This is a genomic window from Labilibaculum euxinicum, assembly GCF_963678175.1.
GTDB lineage: Bacteria > Bacteroidota > Bacteroidia > Bacteroidales > Marinifilaceae > Labilibaculum > Labilibaculum euxinus.
In genome coordinates this window covers 2,122,781-2,142,324 of sequence record NZ_OY782756.1, presented here as the reverse complement: position 1 = coordinate 2,142,324, position 19,544 = coordinate 2,122,781, and the positions used below count along the sequence as shown (strand labels likewise).

Below are 19,544 nucleotides of genomic sequence, written 5' to 3'. Positions count from 1 at the left end.
GCTTATTAAGTTGGCTTAAAGTTACATTTTGAACGGTAAAATCCTAATAGATTAAAATGAGTTTACAGTACTCTATTTTCCATATGCAATACAAAGACAATAAGGATTTTGATCTGATTCCCTTCCAATTTATATTTTGTGGTGATTGAGAGCCATAATGCAATTCCCGGCTTTCTTAAATTGATTATTATTGGAAATAATGCTGAAAAGCTATCAATCAACCGAAAATTATGTCCTCTTTTTAGTCAAAGGTCAGTAATCGCCTTTGTATTTTCCCTAATCTTATTCAACAGTTCCTCTCTCTTAAAAGGCTTTGCGATGTAATCATTGCACCCAACATCCAAAGCCTTCTTTTTTTCATTTCCAATGGCAAAAGCAGTTTGAGCAATAATAGGGATTTTATTACGAAACTCCCTAATTATCTTAACTACTTCGTAACCGTTTAAAACCGGCATTTTAATATCCATCAAAATCAATCCTAAATTTGCGTTCTTCCGACAAATGTCCACTGCCTCCTGTCCATTTTTCGCTCTTAAAAAATCGATTCCCGCATCGTTTAATATTCTTGATATATAAAGAAAATTATATTCTTCATCCTCTGCAACAAGCACACAACCCGGCCTTAAAACACTCTTCGAATCTGCTTTTTCCTCTACTGCAGGTTTCTGAACAACGAAATCACCAGGAATTGTAAAATAGAATTTGGAACCAATTCCAAGATTGGATTCTACCCAAATATCACCACCTAATAAATTCACATTCCCTCTGCAAATGGCTAAGCCTAAGCCCGCTCCACCAATCGTTTTTGTTGTTTCAATCTCTGCCCTGTGAAAACGATCAAAAATTTTCTCATGATATTCCGGAGCAATCCCAATTCCTGAATCCTTTACAGAAAACAGCAGTTTATTTTCCTTCGTCTCACACCCCAATTCAACCTCTCCTTTTGGAGTATACTTTATTGCATTACTAATCAGATTATCCAAAATTTGTCCCAACTTTACACTATCGGAAAAGACAATGTGATCTGAACTGTAAAGAGTATTATTTAACCGAAGAGAAATATTTTTCCTTAAAATTGTGCTGTGAACTGAATGAATCTGTTCCAGAAATTCATTAAGATTAAATTGAGTTTTATTAATGATCACATTTCCCGAATCTATTAATGAAACATCCAATACATCATTAACTACATTAAGCAATTGATCCGAACTTTTAGTAATGATATCAAGGTACATTTCCTTTTGATCTTTGGTCAGATCGTTTTCTTTTAGAAGGCCTGCAAAACCTACAATCCCATTCATAGGTGTTCTTATTTCATGCGATATGTTCTGCAAAAAAGCAGTTTTCAACTGATCGCTCTCTCTGGCTTTCTTTTCTGCATTTCGAATTTTAATCAAATGCTTCTTTAGTAAGAAGTAAAACAAAATACCAGTCACCAAAACATAAAACCAACCTTTATAAGTTTGTATTTCTGTCAGATAATTGGGATCAGAGATTATCTTTTTCGCCAATTGATCAGAGAATGAGATCCATAATCCTCCTATCAATAAATATGAAATAAGAATTTTATATTCAAATTTAAGTTTTGACATCAGGAGTATTTGTATTGTTTTTTCACAACAATTATAAAACGAACAGTAAAGATAATACCATCAGGAAGATAGGCAAATAAACTTTTCTTTCATTACCTTATCTGAAAGGATTTTACGAATCTTCTGACTCTTCAAAAATATTATATTTCGCTTTTCGCTCATTCCACCTCTCTCTTGCGAATTGCTGCATATCAACAATCTTATCCCGCTCGTCAACAATTTCAAATCCTAAAAGTGTTTCTATAATATCCTCCATGCTCACAATACCATCCATTCCCCCATATTCGTCTACAACCATAGCTATTTGCTCCTTTTTATCTAATAAATTTTCCCATGCCTTAAGCAAAGTTTGAAACTTTGGAACTACAACTATTGATCTCTTAATATCCTTCAATTGTAAATTACTTTTGCCTTCGGCCAGATATTCAAAAACAGATTGTCTGAACACGTATCCCGTAATGTTATCATTCCTTTGAGAGAATACAGGAATTCTTGAATAGTATAAAAACTCTTTTTGATGAAGAAATTCTCTAAGGCTCATTTCCTCATCGGCAATACAAACCACAACTCGTGGTGTCATAATTTCGTTGACACTAACCGTTTTAAGGCGAATTAAATTCTGAATTATCTTGTTCTCATTTTCCTCAAATGTACCTTCCTTTGTTCCAATATGTGCCATTGCCGATAACTCTTCTCTGCTTACTGACATTGTCTTGTCTTTTCGTGAAAATAATTTCGTAATGTAACCCGTTAAAATAACCAAAGGATAAGTTGTAACTACCATAGCGTTCATTATCAATCCAGAACTCATGGCTATGTTCCTCCAATATCTTGCACCTATGGTTTTAGGAATTATTTCTGAAAAAATAAGAATAAGTAAAGTCAAGATAGCAGATATGACTCCAAAATAAACGTCTCCAAATAATTTTGTGGCCTGAGCTCCGACACCAGCCGCTCCAATTGTATGAGCTACTGTATTTAAAGATAAAATTGCAGACAAAGGTCGATCGATATTGTGTTTGAGTTTTATGAATGGAATCGCTCTTTTGTCTCCGCTTTTTTTCCGAACATTTAGAAATGAAAGAGGCGTAGATAACAAAACAGATTCCATTACAGAACAAAGAAAGGAGACAACAAGTGCAAGGAATAAATAAAATATAAGAAGAAGCATTAATCAGTTTTTTTTAAGTAAATCTCTCTTTGTAATTTACTTAAATTTTAACGCTTAAAAAATAGCAATATACTATTCAACATCTTGAATTAACAATGAATTTATTCCTTTTAGTATTAATCAATTTCATTCTCCTTTTTACCAACCACGGTAAATTTTTTATACAATGTATTGCCATGATTATCAACCAAACTAAGCAGGTGTCCTCCCTCATCAGGACTTAATTCCATTTGATGGAGAAGAATTGTAGTTCCTATAAAATCACCATCAAGGTGCCAAAAAACCTCAGCTTCCGGATCGTGATGAGCCATCTCAAAAACAACTTTTCCACGAATTCCATCCAAACCGATGGGAACAAAAATCTGATCGTTTCCCTTCGGATAAATCAGCTCCATCACTTCATGATTCTGAGTCCCGGAACAATCATCCCGAAAGGGGGGCAAAGGTCGGTACAACGCATTTCTTTTTTTATAATACCATTCCATTGCCGGGGGCAAAACAAACCAGTTTACATGTTGCATATTAGTCACTTTCTCGCATTCAGAATTCACCTGATACCTCTTGCTTGCATCCAAATGTACAAGTCTGTGATAAGGACAGGAATTGGTCTTCAAACCTGTCTCACAAACCAACATTGTATCAACAGTCTCGCACCACCTTCCTGCTCTGTATCCACTTTGCCTGCATACAGGAATCTCTTCCATCTCCTCAAACGGGATATCAAACCAAGAACCTGAAGGAAGTAAATTAAATACATCGAACATGACAGGAGCTGCTGAACTTACACCTGTTAAGCCCGGCCGGCCTTCTCCATCAGCGTTGCCAACCCAAACCCCAACTACAAAATCAGGTGTAGTTCCAATGGCCCAGGCATCGCGAAAGCCAAAACTGGTTCCGGTTTTCCAGGCCACTTTACGTGATGAAGAAAAAGATTTCCACCCATTTTCACCATCCGGTCTGTTGACTTCCAGCAAGGCTTCAAATGTTTGATAAACGGAAGCAGCACTTAGTCTTGATTGGATTTCAAGATTCCCTTTCTTCACAGAATCCTGAAGTCGGTAAACCGGTTCGCGAATATCATTCGTATAATAAGTTTTATTGTATTGATTGTAATGAGTTAAACTTCTTGCCAGTCCGGAATACATCCCGCATAAATCCCACAATGTACCTTCTGCCCCTCCCAAAATTAAAGACAATCCATAATGTCCTGCCGGACGATTAAGTGTACTCATTCCCAATATCTTCAATAGGTGGTGAAACCGCTCTACACCGAAATCGCGAAGCATACGAACTGCAGGCACATTTAAAGACCGGGACAGCGCCTTTTGAGCTGGAACGGCACCATCGTAGCGAAGATTAAAATTCTTAGGCGAGTAGCCTGCTATCTGAGTTGGAATATCGGGAATGAGGGTATTGGGAAGAATTTCTCCGCTATTCAGCATACCGGCAAATAAAAATGGTTTTAAAACACTACCTGTACTTCGCGCAGCACGAATAACATCTACCTGATTTCCATGATTCTCCTCATCCAATTTAGCGGTATTTCCAACATAAGCTATGCTTTGACCGGTTTCCACATCTAAAACCAAAACAGCCATATTGTGAATTTGATTGGCCTCTAAATTCCGCTGATATTTTCGGACCAACGCATTTACCTGCAATTGAAGCCGATAGTTTAAAGAGCTTGTAATTCGTTCGCCTGTATGTTCAACATTTGCCTGATCCAATAAATGGGGAGCCAACATTGGCAATGAATGAATTTTAGAAGGTATTTCTTCTAATTTTGCCAATTTACAAGTCATGGAATCAATAATTCCTCTTTCCACCAACCGATCCAAAAGGCGATTTCGTTTATCACGAAGTTTCCTGCTGTTTCTTCCCGGATAAATTAATGAGGGAGCATTTGGCAATACTGCTAAAGTGGCAGCTTCTGCCCATGATAAATCTTTGGCATTTCGTGCAAAAAAACGCCACGAAGCAGCTTCCAATCCAACCACATTTCCTCCAAAAGGAGCATGAGAAGCGTACAAGGCAAGAATCTCCTTTTTAGAATATCCCAACTCTAAGCGAATCGATTTTATCATCTCAACCAGTTTCTGATAGAGGTTTCTGCTCTTGCCTTTGCGGGAAATACGAACCAACTGCATGCTTAACGTACTTCCACCGCTCACTACATGACCAGCCTTCATATTTTGAATTAAAGCTCGTCCTAACGAAACCGGATTCACTCCCGGATGGTAATAAAAATACTGATCCTCGAATGCCAAAAGTGATTGCTCAAACTTTTCCGGTATTTGTTCCGATTCGGGAAACCGCCATTGTCCATCAGCAGCAATTCTGGCTCCAAGTAACTTTCCTTCTCTGCTATAAAGAATAGTTGATGTGGGATCGTGAAATAATTTTGATGGCAGAGAAAACCAAAATCCGAGCCCCAACAACAAAAATGCCAACATAAAAATGCGGCATTTTTTAGATTGGCAATATTTTATTTTTGGTATTTTCATTTAACAAAGAAAATATCCTTTCGGATTTACTGTATTTCAACACAATAACGCTGTCAGGTCTTTCAGACTCTGACAGGTTATCTTATTACCTCTATTTCACAACTTCAACCCATTGACCCGGCTTGCGGGCATGAATACGATCATCGTACATAGCTTCACAGTTTACTGTTGGCAGATAATATTTTCCAACGTAAGCGGCATTCATAGTAATCGAGAAAGTTTTGCTCTTGTTTCGATCCAAATCAAAATAGGTATACACCCGGTCATCACGAATATCCTGATAAGTGGGAACATCAGATTTCACAAGCTCATCAACATCGCCGAAACGAGTATTTACAATTTCCCAGCCCGATGGGAATATCTGAGTTAAAGCCATTTGTTCATAATTGTCCATCACACCCGGATTTTCAATCCGAACTTCTACTTTAAAATCAGTTCCCTGATGCAGGTTTTTCACATCAATCAAATTTCCCTGCATATCTTTGTAAGAAATCTTCATTTTCAGATTCTCCTCGGCAGAAGTCTGATCTCCTGTTGCAGGAATTCCACTCATACTTACCCGCGCATAAAGAACACCATCGGATAGGTTGTTGACTTTTACACTTGGTTTCCCTGTTTTTAAATCCAAAGGAATTTGAATAAGCGGATTATTGCTCTTTAATTCCTGCATTTCACCACCATTTAGGGAATAGGAAATATTCAATTGCTTTGATTCTCCGCGCCCTGCAAACTCGGCCATCCCAATCAAACAAAATGCTGTTGTTTGTGTACTCATCCAGGACTTACTTGATAATTCTGCTGATAATTTCTGAACCAAAGGAAAAGCCTTAGTTTTTTTATCAAGCAAACTTAAAGTTTCCAGAATCATCGCTCTGTCACGGGTATCAGACCCAAAAGAACCTGAATTTTCACGATAAGCTTCCACTTCCGTTCCCAGATTTTCAATCAGATTCTCTGCAACTTCTGTTTGTCCTATTAAACGATAAGCTGCTGCCAATCTCCATTTTGCAGCTGATGAAAGTTTTGTTTGTTCTCTCATCCTGTTCATTGAAGCTAAATCAGGCATTTCAGCTTCGGCAAGAGTATACAAGCGGTATGCCTGCAGTAAATCATGACGGGAATAGTAAACACCTCCACGATAAGAAGAACTCTCCCAGCTTTTAGCCGCAGATTTTTGATATCGTAACCAGGCAGATTTCAAGCCAATTGGTAAAGTATAGCCCATCTCCTGAGCTTTCAGCATAAAATGCCCCGCATAACTGGTTCCCCAATCACTTTCATAATCTCCTCCCGGCCAGTAACTGAATCCGCCGTTTGGCATTTGAAAACTCAACAACCGATTCAATCCTGCCTGAACGTTTTTAGAAATCCGGGCTTTTTGTTCTGAATCCAGAGTCACTACTTTATCTAAAAATAACTGAGGAAAAACCGACGAAGTTGTTTGTTCAATGCATCCATGAGGATATCCGATAAGGTACTCTAAACGACGGCCAAAATCGATGGGTGGAATATTCGACAATTCCAAAATCCCTTTGTTGGTTCCTTCCATTCCGGGTCGTTTCAATATATTAACCCAGCTCTCACCCGCTTTTAACAAAGTGTCACATACATTTACCACACGTGGATTCGGATTACGCACATCCAATTCAATATCATATGTTGTTTTTACATTTCCACTTTCCGCAAAAACTTTTACTTTGGCAACACCCAATTTAGAAGCCACTTTCAAATCAAAATCAATTACCTGCTCTCCCGTTTTTGCAAAAACCACGCTCTTTTCAAGACCGCCTTCGCTGATGAGAAATTCATTGGGTTCGATTCTTACTTTTACGTTCTTAATTTTAGGATCCATAGCAAAAACAGTAACGGGTAATTTTACTGATTCGGCAGGACCAACCACTCTAGGCAAGGTTGCCAGTATCATTAAAGGCTTGCGGACCTGAGTCGTTTTCTCGGCAGAACCATAAGCTCCCTTATCTCCTGCAACTACCATAGTACGAACAGATCCAACATAGTTAGGCATGGAAATTTTGTGCAATTTGCTATCTCCGGCGTGTAATGTGTAAGGACCATAAAACATTACCACAGGTTTAAACCGATTTGCCTTGGCTTGCTTCTTTTCACCCAAATCTTCATCACCTCCAATAGCGAATGCTTTTTCCAATCTGGCACCAAATGCCCCCATCACTAAATCATACATATCCCAGGTTTTCACTCCAAGAGCTTCGCGGGCATAAAATGTATTCCAGGGATTTGGTGTTTTAAAGCGTGTTAAATCAAGCAAACCATCATCAACAACCGCTAAAGTATAAGTCATTGCCTTTCCATCCTTCTCCGAAACTGTCACCTCAAATTCTTTCTCCGGCTCCAACACATCAGGCATTTTAATTTCCGGATTTAATCTGGTATTTGGATCTTCCACCAAAATTGGAATCACACCATACATCCGAATTGGCAAATCGTTCTCGGTTTGAGCATGAGGCTGAACCAAACTTACACTAACATATGCATTGGGTGACATTTCCGAAGTTATCTCAAATGAAAACTCAGACTCATTGGTTTTTGTATCAATCCAAAATGCTTGTAAAACTTTTGCTCCGGTTTCGATACTTACCAAAGCCTTTCCCGATTTTGAAGAAGGAATTGTTACCGTAGCTTTTTCGCCAACGCTGTATTTGTCTTTATCAGAAGTAAAAGAAAGCATTGCGGCATTGCCCGGCATTCCTTCAGGAGTGCGGCCATACCATTTCGAAAAATAAGCTGTTTCGCCGGTTGAATGTCCACTTACCGGATCAGTCACCCGAATTAAATAACGTCCGTAATCGTTCCAATCGTTGTATTTTATATTCAACTTAAATTTCGCTTTTCCACCTTTGGTGCTTACCCTTTGATGCGAAACAATCCTGGTTGATGAGCGACTAATGTACGAAGCCAGATTTTCCTCGCCTGCATCCCACCACCAACGCCAGTCAATCTTGTAAACTTTCACTTCCAAATCTTTCCGGTCAACAGGAGCTCCGTCAGAATTTACTGTGGCAATTTGAATTTCATGATCTGTGTCCGTTAAATACCATCCTCTCTCCGATTCCGGCATTTGTATCCCAACAAATGACTGATAAGGAGCAAACTTCACTCTTTGCATATCGATACTAAAATCACCGCCTTTTTCAAATACACGGGTTATAAAATTGGCATTCAACATTCCGGGAGCAGATTTGTTTCCTTTTAAATCCAAATCCACAACAGCTTTTCCATTCTGATCTACTTTTCCATCAAAAATGACTTGTTCGTCGGCATAAAATTCTTTCGACGGATCATCAAAAATATAGCGGGGATATTTATCGAATGAGGTTTTAGCTGGAGTCAACCGCAGGCTGATATTTGATTTTAAATCGCGGGCAATGGCTCCATGCAGCCATTTCACTTCCAGATTGGCTTTTTGATTCGCTGCCGCAGATTTTAAAACTTCAGATTCAAATTCGAGCTTTATTTTTAACCTGTTTGGTTTAACCGTTTCTATTTTAACCGTTTTGGTAAAAGTTGCACCTCCTACTTGTATTCTGGCAGACCAGGTTCCTGTCGGCGCATCAGCATCCGTTGCGCAGGTGAAAGAATAAAACCCATTAGCTCCTCCTGTACTTATTTTGTGAGTAACAGTTTGTCCCTGAGGATTTATTAACTCAAAAACAACCGGATGATTATCAGGTAACACATCATCAGAATCCTCTAAAACAAAAGTCAGGTATAAATTATCTCCCGGATGCCAAACGCCACGTTCTCCATATAAATATCCTTTTATCCCCTTTTGAACTACTTGTCCGCCAACATCAAAATTACTAAGCGAAAGCGAGGATCCGTCGTCTAAACGCAAATACCCGCGCTGAGTTCCTTTTTTTGCAACCAAAAGGAAAGGCTGCCTGTCCAACTGCACTTTAGCCAAACCATCTTTATCGGTTTTACTTCGGGCCATCAGCTGTTTTTGGTAGTTGTACACTTCCAGTTCAACATTAGCTTCCGGCTCTGCTGTAATCAGATTGGAAACAGCAAAAGTGATCGATTTATCCGTTCCCCCTTTTGCAATAATCCCCAAATCGGAAGCAAATAAATTCCGGCTAACAAACCGTTCTCCGTTATAATAGGATACATGACAAGGGTTCTCTTCTTCTCTCCATGTGTATCCGGCAGGATAATAGTAAGACTCATACCATCCCGGCCGATCCCAATCCTGCATTTCTTCCTCTAACTGTTGCTCAGCAACTATATCATCCAGACTATTTAACTGATCCCCGCTTTCCTGTTCTGCTCCGCAGGCATACAATGAATACTCTTTTCTAAAGCGCAATTCAATTCGGTAAATCGATCCCGGTTTCACATCAATGTAATTCGAAATATCCAAGGTGTATGCATTCCATTTGCGCAGATCAACAGCACGATTGGTTCCTAAATCGATTCGTTTTTGCAAAATTAAACGAGCTACTCTTCGAATATTACCCGATTCGCCCATTCGGTTATCCTGCAAAAACTGATGTACATTGTTCTCGAATATTTCTACAACTCTCACATCAACAGCATTCAAACTAACAGCCTCGAATGGCAAAATCAATCCTTGCGATGAAGGAGAAATAACTCCTTTTCCGATTAATCGGACTGCTGGTTTAATGTCTTCAAAAGTGAGTTCCATCTTAGTGCTTTTCATCAAAGCGTATTCCATTGCATTTCGAATTCCTTCTTCAAAACTTACTGTTTTGATTCCAGATAACCGATAGCCGGGATAAGCCCTGACTTCATTTCCTTCTACAATAAATTTCAAAGAAGATACTCCGTCAATACGAATTAAACCATCCAGATTTTGATTCTTTTTCAGTGGATCAGAAAAACGAACCGACACATATTGCTCTGGTTGCTGAATCACCTTTGCACTCATCACTTTAAAAACATTTAATGCAGGAATCTCAATTTCTTTCTCCCCTTTTTCATCCACTCCAATGGATGCCCCGTTCCACACTAAATTCAATTCTCCTTTGTCCTCTTCTCTTTTCAAGCTATCCACAACAAAATGATGCTGTTTTCCATCAGCAGAATGCATCCACTCAATATTTTTTTTCTGAGAATTAATTGTGGCAACCAAAACTGATTCAATCTCATCATCAACAATTACATCAGCTGTTGTGATGTACCCTTTGTATTTCTGATAAAGCATATCTGTTTTATCGTAAGATTGCAAACCTTCTCCTGTAAAGGCAAAACTTTGTTTTATGGTTTGGAAATTGAATTTTAGCTCGGCATATTTCGCAGGAACCTCCATCAATTTCGATAGTTTCACATTCACTTTGTATTCTTTTCCCGATTCCATTCCGGTTTCTGGTCGGAATTCAATACAACGAGGATCTTTCCAATATGCTTTTCCCTTTACCGAAGGAGCAATGCTAACAATTCCCTCTTCCAGTTCCTGACCAGATTCAACCTTTTGATCGTAATCATTTACCAGTCTTATTTGAATCACCGACCCTGCAGAAACAACTCCGGAAGTAAAAGCCGAAATATATTGTCCAAAACCAGGATCAACTTTTTGTTTTACACTCTTTTTGTCTTTACAGGAAAACGTCGCAAATATCAAGATTGACAGCGAAATAAGGAGGTAGAATTTTTTTCTCATTTTGTAAATTGTGCGGATTAATTAAGTCAGCATAATATTAAGGATAAGAAATGATTTATCAAAGTTTACAAACGATCATAATCAATACTGTTTTTCAACAATAACCGAATTAAAAAAGCCGAAAAGGATTTCCTCTTCGGCTTTGCATATATTTTAGAATTAACTTCTGTTCCGGTTTCTTACTCAGCCCGTTTCTTGGAGGCTGAATTGCCACGTCTCCATTCTTTATTTCCTGAATATGATGGTTTCGAAGAATTTGGCGTTCTGGAAGCACCTGAAGACTTTGAAGACTTTGAAGAATTCGATGATCTTGAACCGGACGATCTGGATGAATTTGATGGTTTTGAAGATTTAGATGACCTGGGCTGTTGCCTTCTTCTATCTGACTTCACTTCCTCTACGGCATTATCCTCTACTCCACCCGGAAGAAAAGGATGCTCTTTAACCACCTGAATATCTTGCCTTATCAACTTCTGAATGTCCTTTAAGTAAGGTTTTTCCTCCGTATCGCAAAATGAAATTGCATTGCCACTCGCACTTGCACGACCTGTTCGTCCGATGCGATGAACGTAGGTTTCAGGAATATTTGGTAAATCGTAATTTACAACCAAAGACAATTCCGACACATCGATACCTCTGGCAGCAATATCTGTTGCAACAAGTACCTTTGTACTTCCATTTTTAAAATTACTTAAAGCAAGCTGTCGGGCATTTTGAGATTTATTCCCATGAATTGCTTCGGCAGGAATGCCTGCCTTTTGCAAGCCTTTAACTACCTTATCGGCACCATGTTTTGTTCTCGAAAACACCAGGGTAGAATCGGTTTCTTCAGTTTTCAAAAGAAAAATCAGCAATTTTGGTTTTGCTTTTTTACTCACGTAGTAAAGCGATTGCCCAACTTTTTCGGCGGTAGTCTGTTCCGGCTTTACTGTTACTCTATCAGGATTACCTAAAATTTTACCTGCCAAACTTACGATGCTTGCCGGCATGGTTGCAGAAAAAAACAAGGATTGTCTTCTTTTAGGCAATAGATCAATAATTCGACGAATGTCATGAATAAACCCCATGTCGAGCATCTGATCTGCCTCATCCAAAACAAAATACTTAATGTCTCTTAATGAAATATACCCTTGCTGTATTAAATCCAGCAATCGACCCGGAGTGGCAACCAACACATCAACACCTCGGTTTAAAGCCTGTGTTTGTGCGCCTTGTTTCACTCCCCCAAAAATAACTGTATTCAAAATTCCGGTATACTTTCCATACTCTGAAAAGCTGTCCTTAATCTGAATAGCCAATTCGCGGGTTGGAGTTACCACCAAAGCCTTAATTTTGCGACGACCTTTTTCCGGTGTTGCATCATTGTAAATATGCTGTAAAATTGGAATTGCAAATGCTGCAGTTTTACCCGTTCCTGTTTGTGCACAACCTAATAAATCTCTTTTGCGAAGTAAAATGGGTATTGATTTTTCCTGAATTGGAGTGGGATGTGTATAACCTTTTTCCCCAATCGCTTTAAGAATGGGATCTATAATCTCTAATTTGTCAAATGTCATAAATGTACTTAAAATTGAACGGCAAAGATAGTCTAATAGTTTGGATTAACAGCAACTATCGCAAAATAGCTGATTATCAATGAAATTAAACATTAACTATTCGTTTTTACTTTACTGATACTAAAACAAATCTAGGTTGCAGCAATCTATATTTTTAACATTCTAAACCATCCCATAATTTATATGATTCGTTAGACTTGATCTTAGTAACAAAGGTTTTCTTCAAATAGTTTTAATGCAACTATCCTTTCTCAAATTAAAAATTATTTTTCTCAGGCAACCTTTTGAAATGAATCTGCATTCTTAAGTTTGTAGGAAACAATTGTGATCTCGACTTGTGAAAAAATTAATAAAAGCTCTTAAAAATAAAAAACCAAAAGCTCAGGAACAGCTATTCAAGCAGTATGCAGATTACTTGTATCGTATTTGCTATCGGTATCTAAACAATCGAGACTTATGTCAAGACGTACTTTCCCAGAGTTTTTTAAGCATTTTTAATAGCATTGGAAAGACCGACATTCAAGAAGAGCATCTACTAAAAGCTTGGATGAAAAAGATCGTGATCAATCAATCTCTCATGGAGATAAGAAAGAACATCCGGTTTTCGGACACTTTAGAATTGATTGAAGATATAGAAGAATCAGAACTAACAAGTGATGAAAAATTACTGGAAGACGATTTAATACAGATGGTATTGAACCTGCCTGATGGTTACCGAACTGTTTTCAGCCTGTATGCAATTGAAGGCTATAAACATGAAGAGATTGCACAAAAGCTTAACATTGCCGTTGGAACATCAAAATCACAATTGAGTAAGGCTAGGAAATTATTAAAGGAAATGATTACAAAAACAGAGGTGAGATATGAAGCAATCCGTTGAAAAACAAATAAAGAATGCATTCGAATCTTGGGATAATGAAGAAAATATCGTTGGTTTCGATAAGACAACTGTGTGGAATTCTATGCAAACACCTAAAAAAAACAAGGTGTTTATTATTACCTGGTTTCGAGTTGCTTCTATTGCAATTATCTTACTTTTATTAGGAGCTTGGGGCCATTCTTACCGAGTAAACCAATGTTTACAAATGAGCCAAAATCAATTAAGAATTGAATTAAATCAGACCAAAGCTCAAAAATATCAAGTACCACAAAAAGAAGTTGAGACAAAGATCATTTACAAAACACAAATCAAAACCGTTGAATCGGAACAAGCGAAAACAGCCCTAACAAATTTAGCATCAAAATTGGAAAGAATTGCATCCGAAAACGAAGCGTTAAAACAACAATTAAGAGAGCAAAAATTGGCCAACAATTCGTTAAACGACAGCATTAACACCCTGACTAACAATTTAGACGAAACAAATAACTGGTATACCCAACAATTGGAAAATATTGAAAGTAAAAATAAATCTCAAGGACTGTCGATTGATATTAATCAAGCTGCTTTACTGACTTTATCTATAAACAAATCAAAAGTTAAAAGCACAACTAATAATCCAAATAAGAGATTTAAAATCACATTTAAAAATAGCTCACGTGAGTCTGAAACATCGGCGCCATTGTTTAAAGACCTCACGATGAAATAATCATGAACTCGGTTCATTCACTTATTAAAAGAAAACACATGACAAATAAAATAATACTACTTAGCGGACTTCTTTTTCTCTTTTCGGTAAAAGCCATTGCTGGCAATGAAACTAAATTTCATTCAGATACCATTTGCATACAAATGCCCAATGGAACCACTATTGAGGGCAGAAGCACTTATGATGGCAAACATGATTTGGCAGGGAATCTTGAAATAAAAAATCTTTTAAATGATTTCCTTACACGCTGGGCTGTTTTAAACATTACAGAACTAGAACCTAACAAATCAATTCTTATTAAATGTTCTACAATAAAGGAGTATGATAAGGATATCCAAAACACAATCACAATAGAAGAGATCGCATCAACCAGAAGTATTACTTTTCCTACAGATACGGCTATTGCTTTGGTAATAAAAGGCAATAACAAGGTAGAATTAAACTCGAAAGTTGCCATTTACTTTAACACGATAAAGCAATTAGATGAACTTACAAAATATGACTTCTCGCAAATTCTAAAAAATACAGACCAACAATTAAAAAAGAAAAATGATTGGTACCTTAAAGCTTCTCCATTTGTTGCTTGGGTAAAAATAAACAAAAACTATTCAGCAGAACTGCTTCACCAAAATACGACTATGGCAACAGCAAACGACCAAATTATTCTGAGTGCAGGCACTTCTCTTGAAAATATTAAAGGCAACTGGAATGGTAGTTTCTATGCCCGTATGACAGTACAACTAGGAAACAAGAACTTAGCCAAACAGGCTTTTTCTCTAGGCTACGAATGGATGTACGATTTCTCATCAGGTAAAGAAAACATTAATCATTGGGTAGATTTGGGGTATCAACGTAATTTCTCTAAAAATCCGAATAAAGGAGACTGGTACGGGTTAAACTTAGGATATTTAGCTAAACAAAATGGAGATTTATTTGAAAAAGACTCTTTTCGCTTGGGTATAGAAAAGAAAGTAACCGAAAATATAAGTATTGTTCCACAAATCTATTTTAACGATTTTTTCAAGAATCCCTATCCTGGTTTTAAAATCAAGATTCACTTGTAAGCTATAAAAATACATAACTTAGCTAAGTTATTTCAAATCTATAATTTCAAGAGATGGCTCTTCATTTGATGAGCCATTTTCGAATCCCTGATCCCCAAAATCAGACAAATCCATACAAATTCTAATCAGAATAAATGAACAAATTATATTTTATCATACTGGTTGCAATAAGCATAGCTAGTTGCCAATCTATCAAGATTACCGAAAGTACTGATTACTCAACTTATTTAAAAAATGATAAGATGATCATCACAAAAGATAGTCTTCTACACACAAAAGAGTTGATAAAAAGATACCATCCCAACCCATTTAATTCAATATCTGAAGCTAAATTTGATTCCTTAATAGGTATAGTTTCCAAAACTTTTCCGACTGATTCTATTCCCGAGACAGAATATATCTTCCAGTATCGAAAAGCTTTTGATAAAATCACTGATGGAGATTCTCATTTTCTAATATTGCCTCAACTAAGGAGATATCCAGAGTACAAACTCAAGGGCAAACACATTAGAGTTTGGCCATTTAAAATGCTCTGTTTTAATGATACTCTTATAATAGACGAATCAATCTCTCCCGAATTACAAAAAGGAGATCAGATTATTTCTATCAATGATAGATCTGCAAAAGAGATAGTGAAATACACCTATCATCATCGTTTTCTCGATACTCCTTTTACTCAAGCTCAGAATCATTTTTGTTTTGCACCAAACTACAAAATTCAATACCTGAGAAAAGGCCAAAAACACAAAATTAAGATACCCGGAGTTCCTTTGAGCAAGTATCATTTTAAAGAAGAATACTATCCGAAAACAATCTATAACGATTACAAAACCGGCTATTTTGGCATTAAGAACTTCGACAACAACAAGTTCATGATTAAACAGCTGGCAAAATTCATAAAGAAAGTTCAATTCAAAGGCTATACTAATATCATTATTGATGTCAGAAATAACCCAGGAGGAAATGGAGATCGTTTTGATGAATTAATATCGCTTTTTACCGAGAAAGACAGTATAGACTACCAAAATGGATCACGAGTTATGGTCTCAAAAGCAACACTTGATTATGGCTTTTCTGAAGACTCAATTGGAAAAGTTTGCAACATGCCCGAAGCGGATATTATAAAATCTTGTCCTCTGGATAAATCAAAGTATGCTGGAAAAATGAATTATTATGTGTTGGTAAGTGAATATACCGCTTCGATGGCATCAACCTTTGCCAATATCATGCAGTACAATAAATTTGCCACATTAGTAGGAGAACCATTGGCTCATAATGCTCTTAAATATGGAGAGATTACAACTTCTCCCTTTAATAATTCGTTACTTGTTATTTCTACTGTAGAAATAGACGAATACAGTAATCAAAAAAATGGCATTATTATGCCTGATGTGTTTATTCCATATAAAGCTGAAGAATATAAAAACGGTGGCGATCCTGTTTTGGAAAAATGTTTGGAATATATCACTCCAAATAAATATTTAGGCTACAAGTAAACTCAAATGTATACAAAACAAAATCCCCCGAGAGTACAACAACTCAAGGGGGATTTATTATTTTATTTTGCTTCTATTTCTTCGAAGAATCGGATGAAGGAGAAGCCTTTTTCTTAATATGTATCAGTTCCATTTTTCGGATTCGGGCTCGGATAGCTCCTTTGGTGCGTTTCAATTTAATAGCCATTTCACCAACAGGAACACCATCAAAAAACAGATTGATTAATTCATCATCATCCTTTCTTGACCACGGATTGTAGGCTTGCTTATTTTCTTTTTTAATTTTCTTGATGGAATCAAAATTGTCCTGGTCCATGGTTTTAAATTGTTTGATGTTATTGTTTATGGTGCAAAGGTAGTCAGAAGAATCTATTTTGAAGAGAAAGAGCCACCAAATGAAATGAATTCACTCAATGGCTCTTGATTTATTTAAAACCGATAAAAAAATCAGTTTACTTCTTTTCAAGCATCTTTAACAGCATTTCAGCTACAAGTGCTGATGATGCCGGATTCTGACCGGTAATTAAATTACCATCCTGAACGGCATAAGCAGCCCAATTATCACCTTTGCTGTAAATACCTCCATTTTCCTTCAACATGTCTTCTACCAAAAAAGGAACAACCTTAGTCAACTGCACAGCTTCCTCTTCTTCATTGGTAAATCCAGTCACTTTTTTGCCTTTCACCAGGAATTCACCTTGTGCATTTTTCACATGCCGCAAGGCTGCCGGTGCATGGCAAACAAAGGCAATTGGTTTCTTAGTCGCATTAAAATCCTGAATTAACTTTGCAGAAGTTGCATCTTCCGCCAAATCCCAAAGAGGACCATGTCCGCCAGGATAGAATACCGCATCGTAATCTTCAAAATTGATATCTACCAAAGCAATGGTTTCATTAATCTTTTTCTGAACTGCTTCATCCTGATTAAAACGCTTGGTATCCTCAGTCGCATTTTGAGGCAAGCTAGAAGTTGGATCGATTGGTGCCACGCCTCCCTTTGGTGTGGCAATTGTTATATCAACACCCTGATCGACTAAGGTATAATAAGGATTGGCAAATTCTTCCACCCAAAATCCGGTTTTGTGACCTGTATTTCCCATTTGAGAATGAGAAGTCAGCACAAATAATATTTTCAAAGCTCCTGTTGTTATCGTCATATCTATTAAATTTAAACCTGTTTATTTTTCTTAAAATTATATTTTCACAATCATTTTTCCCTTATTCTTTCCTTCGAAAAGATCAAGAAAAGCCTGCGGCGTATTTTCAAATCCTTCAACAATTGTTTCAGTAGATTTTAATTTTCCTTCCTGCAGCCATTTTGCCAATTGAGAAATTGCTTCGCCCCATTTCTCCAGATAATTGGATACTACAAATCCTTGCATCAGTACCGAATTCTTAATCAGTATGGGCTGAACTCTAGGTCCCATTGGTACGCTGGTCGCATTATACATCGAAATTGCTCCGCAAACAATAATTCGTGCAAAACGATTCAAATTCATCATCACGCCATCTGAAATTTCTCCGCCTACATTATCGAAATAAACATCTACTCCGTTAGGACAAGCTTCTGCGATTGCCTGAGTCATACTTCCGGCAGTATTGTAATTAATTGCAGCATCGAAACCAGATTCCGAAACCAGTTGTTCCACTTTCTCGTCGCTGCCGGCAATCCCTATCACGCGACAGCCTTTCAGTTTTGCAATTTGTCCCACAATGCTCCCCACAGCACCTGCAGCTCCCGAAACTACAACAGTCTCTCCTGCTTTAGGCCTGCCAATTTCCAACAATCCGAAATAAGCAGTTAAACCTGTCATTCCCAACACGCCCAAGTAAGAAGACAATGGAGCCTTCTTTGCATCCACCTTTAACAAGCCTTCGCCTTTAGATATCTGAACCTCTTTCCATTCCAGCATGCCCGATACAAAATCACCTTTGCTGAAACCTGCCAATTTTGATTCAACGACTTCAGCAATCATACCCGAGCTAATTGCTTTATTCAACTCGAATGGCTCGACATACGATTTACCTTCCATCATTCTTCCTCTTAAGTAGGGATCAACAGAAATATGTGTTGCTTTTAAAAGTATCTCTCCTTCTGCAATTTGTGGCTGTTCTTCAGTCACAAATTTAAAATCGGATAATTTTGGTACGCCTACCGGTCTGCTTTTTAATTGTATTGTTTGCATCTTATTTTGTTTTTTATATTAATGAATGTTCATTCTCTTTCGAGGATAAAAAAAGCCTTACCTATGAACTCTACAGATAAGCGCCAATCTCTTGTATTTTGTCTGATTCAATTATCTTATAATCTGGTTTTGCCTGAGCCAAAGCATGTAATGCATTTGCAATTGTCTCTGCCTCAATCACCCGGTATTTTTTCCATTTCCCCAATAAAAACGGACTTAGCACTTTCATGATAATCGATCCAATTTTTTCACCCAATCGATCTTCATCTCTTTTCCCATTAATCAGAGAAGGTCTTAAAATATAGGTATTTGCAATCTCCAGACTTAAAACTGCCTGCTCCATTTCTCCTTTTGTTTTGTTGTAGAAGATATTGCTCTCTGCATTTGCTCCCAAAGCTGAAATTACAAGGAAACTTTTAATTCCATTTGCCTTAGCCAAACTTGCCGCTGATGCAGGAATACCAAAATCAATCTTCCTGTAAATGATTTTATCCTTCGTTTTCTTGGCAGTAGTTCCAATGCAGCAAAATACTTCATCGCCTGTGAAATCCTTCTTAAATTCTTCTAAACTAAGCAGATCTCCAATAAACTCTTTTAACTTGGGATGAACTAAATCTAAACCTCGGCGAGTAAAAATCTTCACTCTCGTATAGGCTTCATCTTCCAAAAGCCGGTTCAACAGAAGCTTCCCTGTTAATCCGCTTGCTCCCAATATAATTGCTGTCTTTCCCAT

General features: G+C 37.4%; 13 protein-coding genes. 4 read left to right on the top strand and 9 right to left on the bottom strand.

Annotated elements, in window-relative coordinates; all coding sequences use genetic code 11:
* Window positions 1–245: 245 nt before the first annotated feature.
* The 5 genes from ACY0M5_RS08720 to ACY0M5_RS08700 all read right to left on the bottom strand — a co-directional run bounded on the left by ACY0M5_RS08720 (window position 246) and on the right by ACY0M5_RS08700 (window position 12,479).
* Window positions 246–1,592, bottom strand: a complete 1,347-nt coding sequence (locus tag ACY0M5_RS08720) for a hybrid sensor histidine kinase/response regulator (RefSeq protein WP_461631496.1) — start codon at window positions 1,590–1,592, stop codon at window positions 246–248.
* A 112-nt stretch (window positions 1,593–1,704) separates the two neighbouring features.
* On the bottom strand, window positions 1,705–2,763 hold the full coding sequence (locus ACY0M5_RS08715; protein WP_461631495.1) for a CNNM domain-containing protein: 1,059 nt from the start codon (window positions 2,761–2,763) through the stop codon (window positions 1,705–1,707).
* A gap of 116 nt (window positions 2,764–2,879) precedes the next feature.
* Window positions 2,880–5,216, bottom strand: coding sequence for a penicillin-binding protein 1C (pbpC, locus tag ACY0M5_RS08710; protein ID WP_461631494.1), 2,337 nt, complete (start codon window positions 5,214–5,216; stop codon window positions 2,880–2,882).
* Window positions 5,217–5,358: 142 nt separating this feature from the next.
* Window positions 5,359–10,923 carry an alpha-2-macroglobulin family protein gene (locus ACY0M5_RS08705; RefSeq protein ID WP_461631493.1) on the bottom strand — a complete coding sequence of 1,855 codons (5,565 nt, stop codon included), beginning with the start codon at window positions 10,921–10,923 and terminating at the stop codon, window positions 5,359–5,361.
* A gap of 179 nt (window positions 10,924–11,102) precedes the next feature.
* Window positions 11,103–12,479, bottom strand: a complete 1,377-nt coding sequence (locus ACY0M5_RS08700; protein ID WP_461631492.1) for a DEAD/DEAH box helicase — start codon at window positions 12,477–12,479, stop codon at window positions 11,103–11,105.
* 337 nt (window positions 12,480–12,816) lie between these two features.
* On the opposite strand from ACY0M5_RS08700, the gene ACY0M5_RS08695 reads away from it, so the two are divergent.
* The 4 genes from ACY0M5_RS08695 (at window position 12,817) to ACY0M5_RS08680 (ending at window position 16,625) form a co-directional block, all read left to right on the top strand.
* The gene (locus ACY0M5_RS08695) at window positions 12,817–13,359 is read left to right on the top strand and encodes an RNA polymerase sigma factor (protein ID WP_461631491.1); all 543 of its coding nucleotides are present in this window, start codon (window positions 12,817–12,819) and stop codon (window positions 13,357–13,359) included.
* On the top strand, window positions 13,343–14,065 hold the full coding sequence (locus ACY0M5_RS08690; protein ID WP_461631490.1) for a hypothetical protein: 723 nt from the start codon (window positions 13,343–13,345) through the stop codon (window positions 14,063–14,065). Before ACY0M5_RS08695 ends, ACY0M5_RS08690 begins: the two co-directional genes overlap by 17 nt.
* A gap of 38 nt (window positions 14,066–14,103) precedes the next feature.
* Entirely contained in the window at window positions 14,104–15,129 is a 1,026-nt protein-coding gene (locus tag ACY0M5_RS08685; RefSeq protein ID WP_461631489.1) for a hypothetical protein, read from the top strand.
* Window positions 15,130–15,263: 134 nt separating this feature from the next.
* Entirely contained in the window at window positions 15,264–16,625 is a 1,362-nt protein-coding gene (locus tag ACY0M5_RS08680) for a S41 family peptidase (protein WP_461631488.1), read from the top strand.
* Window positions 16,626–16,698: 73 nt separating this feature from the next.
* Here the strand turns inward: ACY0M5_RS08680 and ACY0M5_RS08675 are convergent, their stop codons facing one another.
* The 4 genes from ACY0M5_RS08675 to ACY0M5_RS08660 form a co-directional block, all read right to left on the bottom strand.
* Entirely contained in the window at window positions 16,699–16,941 is a 243-nt protein-coding gene (locus ACY0M5_RS08675; RefSeq protein ID WP_461631487.1) for a hypothetical protein, read from the bottom strand.
* A 136-nt stretch (window positions 16,942–17,077) separates the two neighbouring features.
* On the bottom strand, window positions 17,078–17,782 hold the full coding sequence (locus ACY0M5_RS08670) for a type 1 glutamine amidotransferase domain-containing protein (RefSeq protein WP_461631486.1): 705 nt from the start codon (window positions 17,780–17,782) through the stop codon (window positions 17,078–17,080).
* 36 nt (window positions 17,783–17,818) lie between these two features.
* The gene (locus ACY0M5_RS08665) at window positions 17,819–18,811 is read right to left on the bottom strand and encodes an NADP-dependent oxidoreductase (protein ID WP_461631485.1); all 993 of its coding nucleotides are present in this window, start codon (window positions 18,809–18,811) and stop codon (window positions 17,819–17,821) included.
* Between the two features lie 70 nt (window positions 18,812–18,881).
* On the bottom strand, window positions 18,882–19,544 hold the full coding sequence (locus ACY0M5_RS08660) for an NAD(P)H-binding protein (protein WP_461631484.1): 663 nt from the start codon (window positions 19,542–19,544) through the stop codon (window positions 18,882–18,884).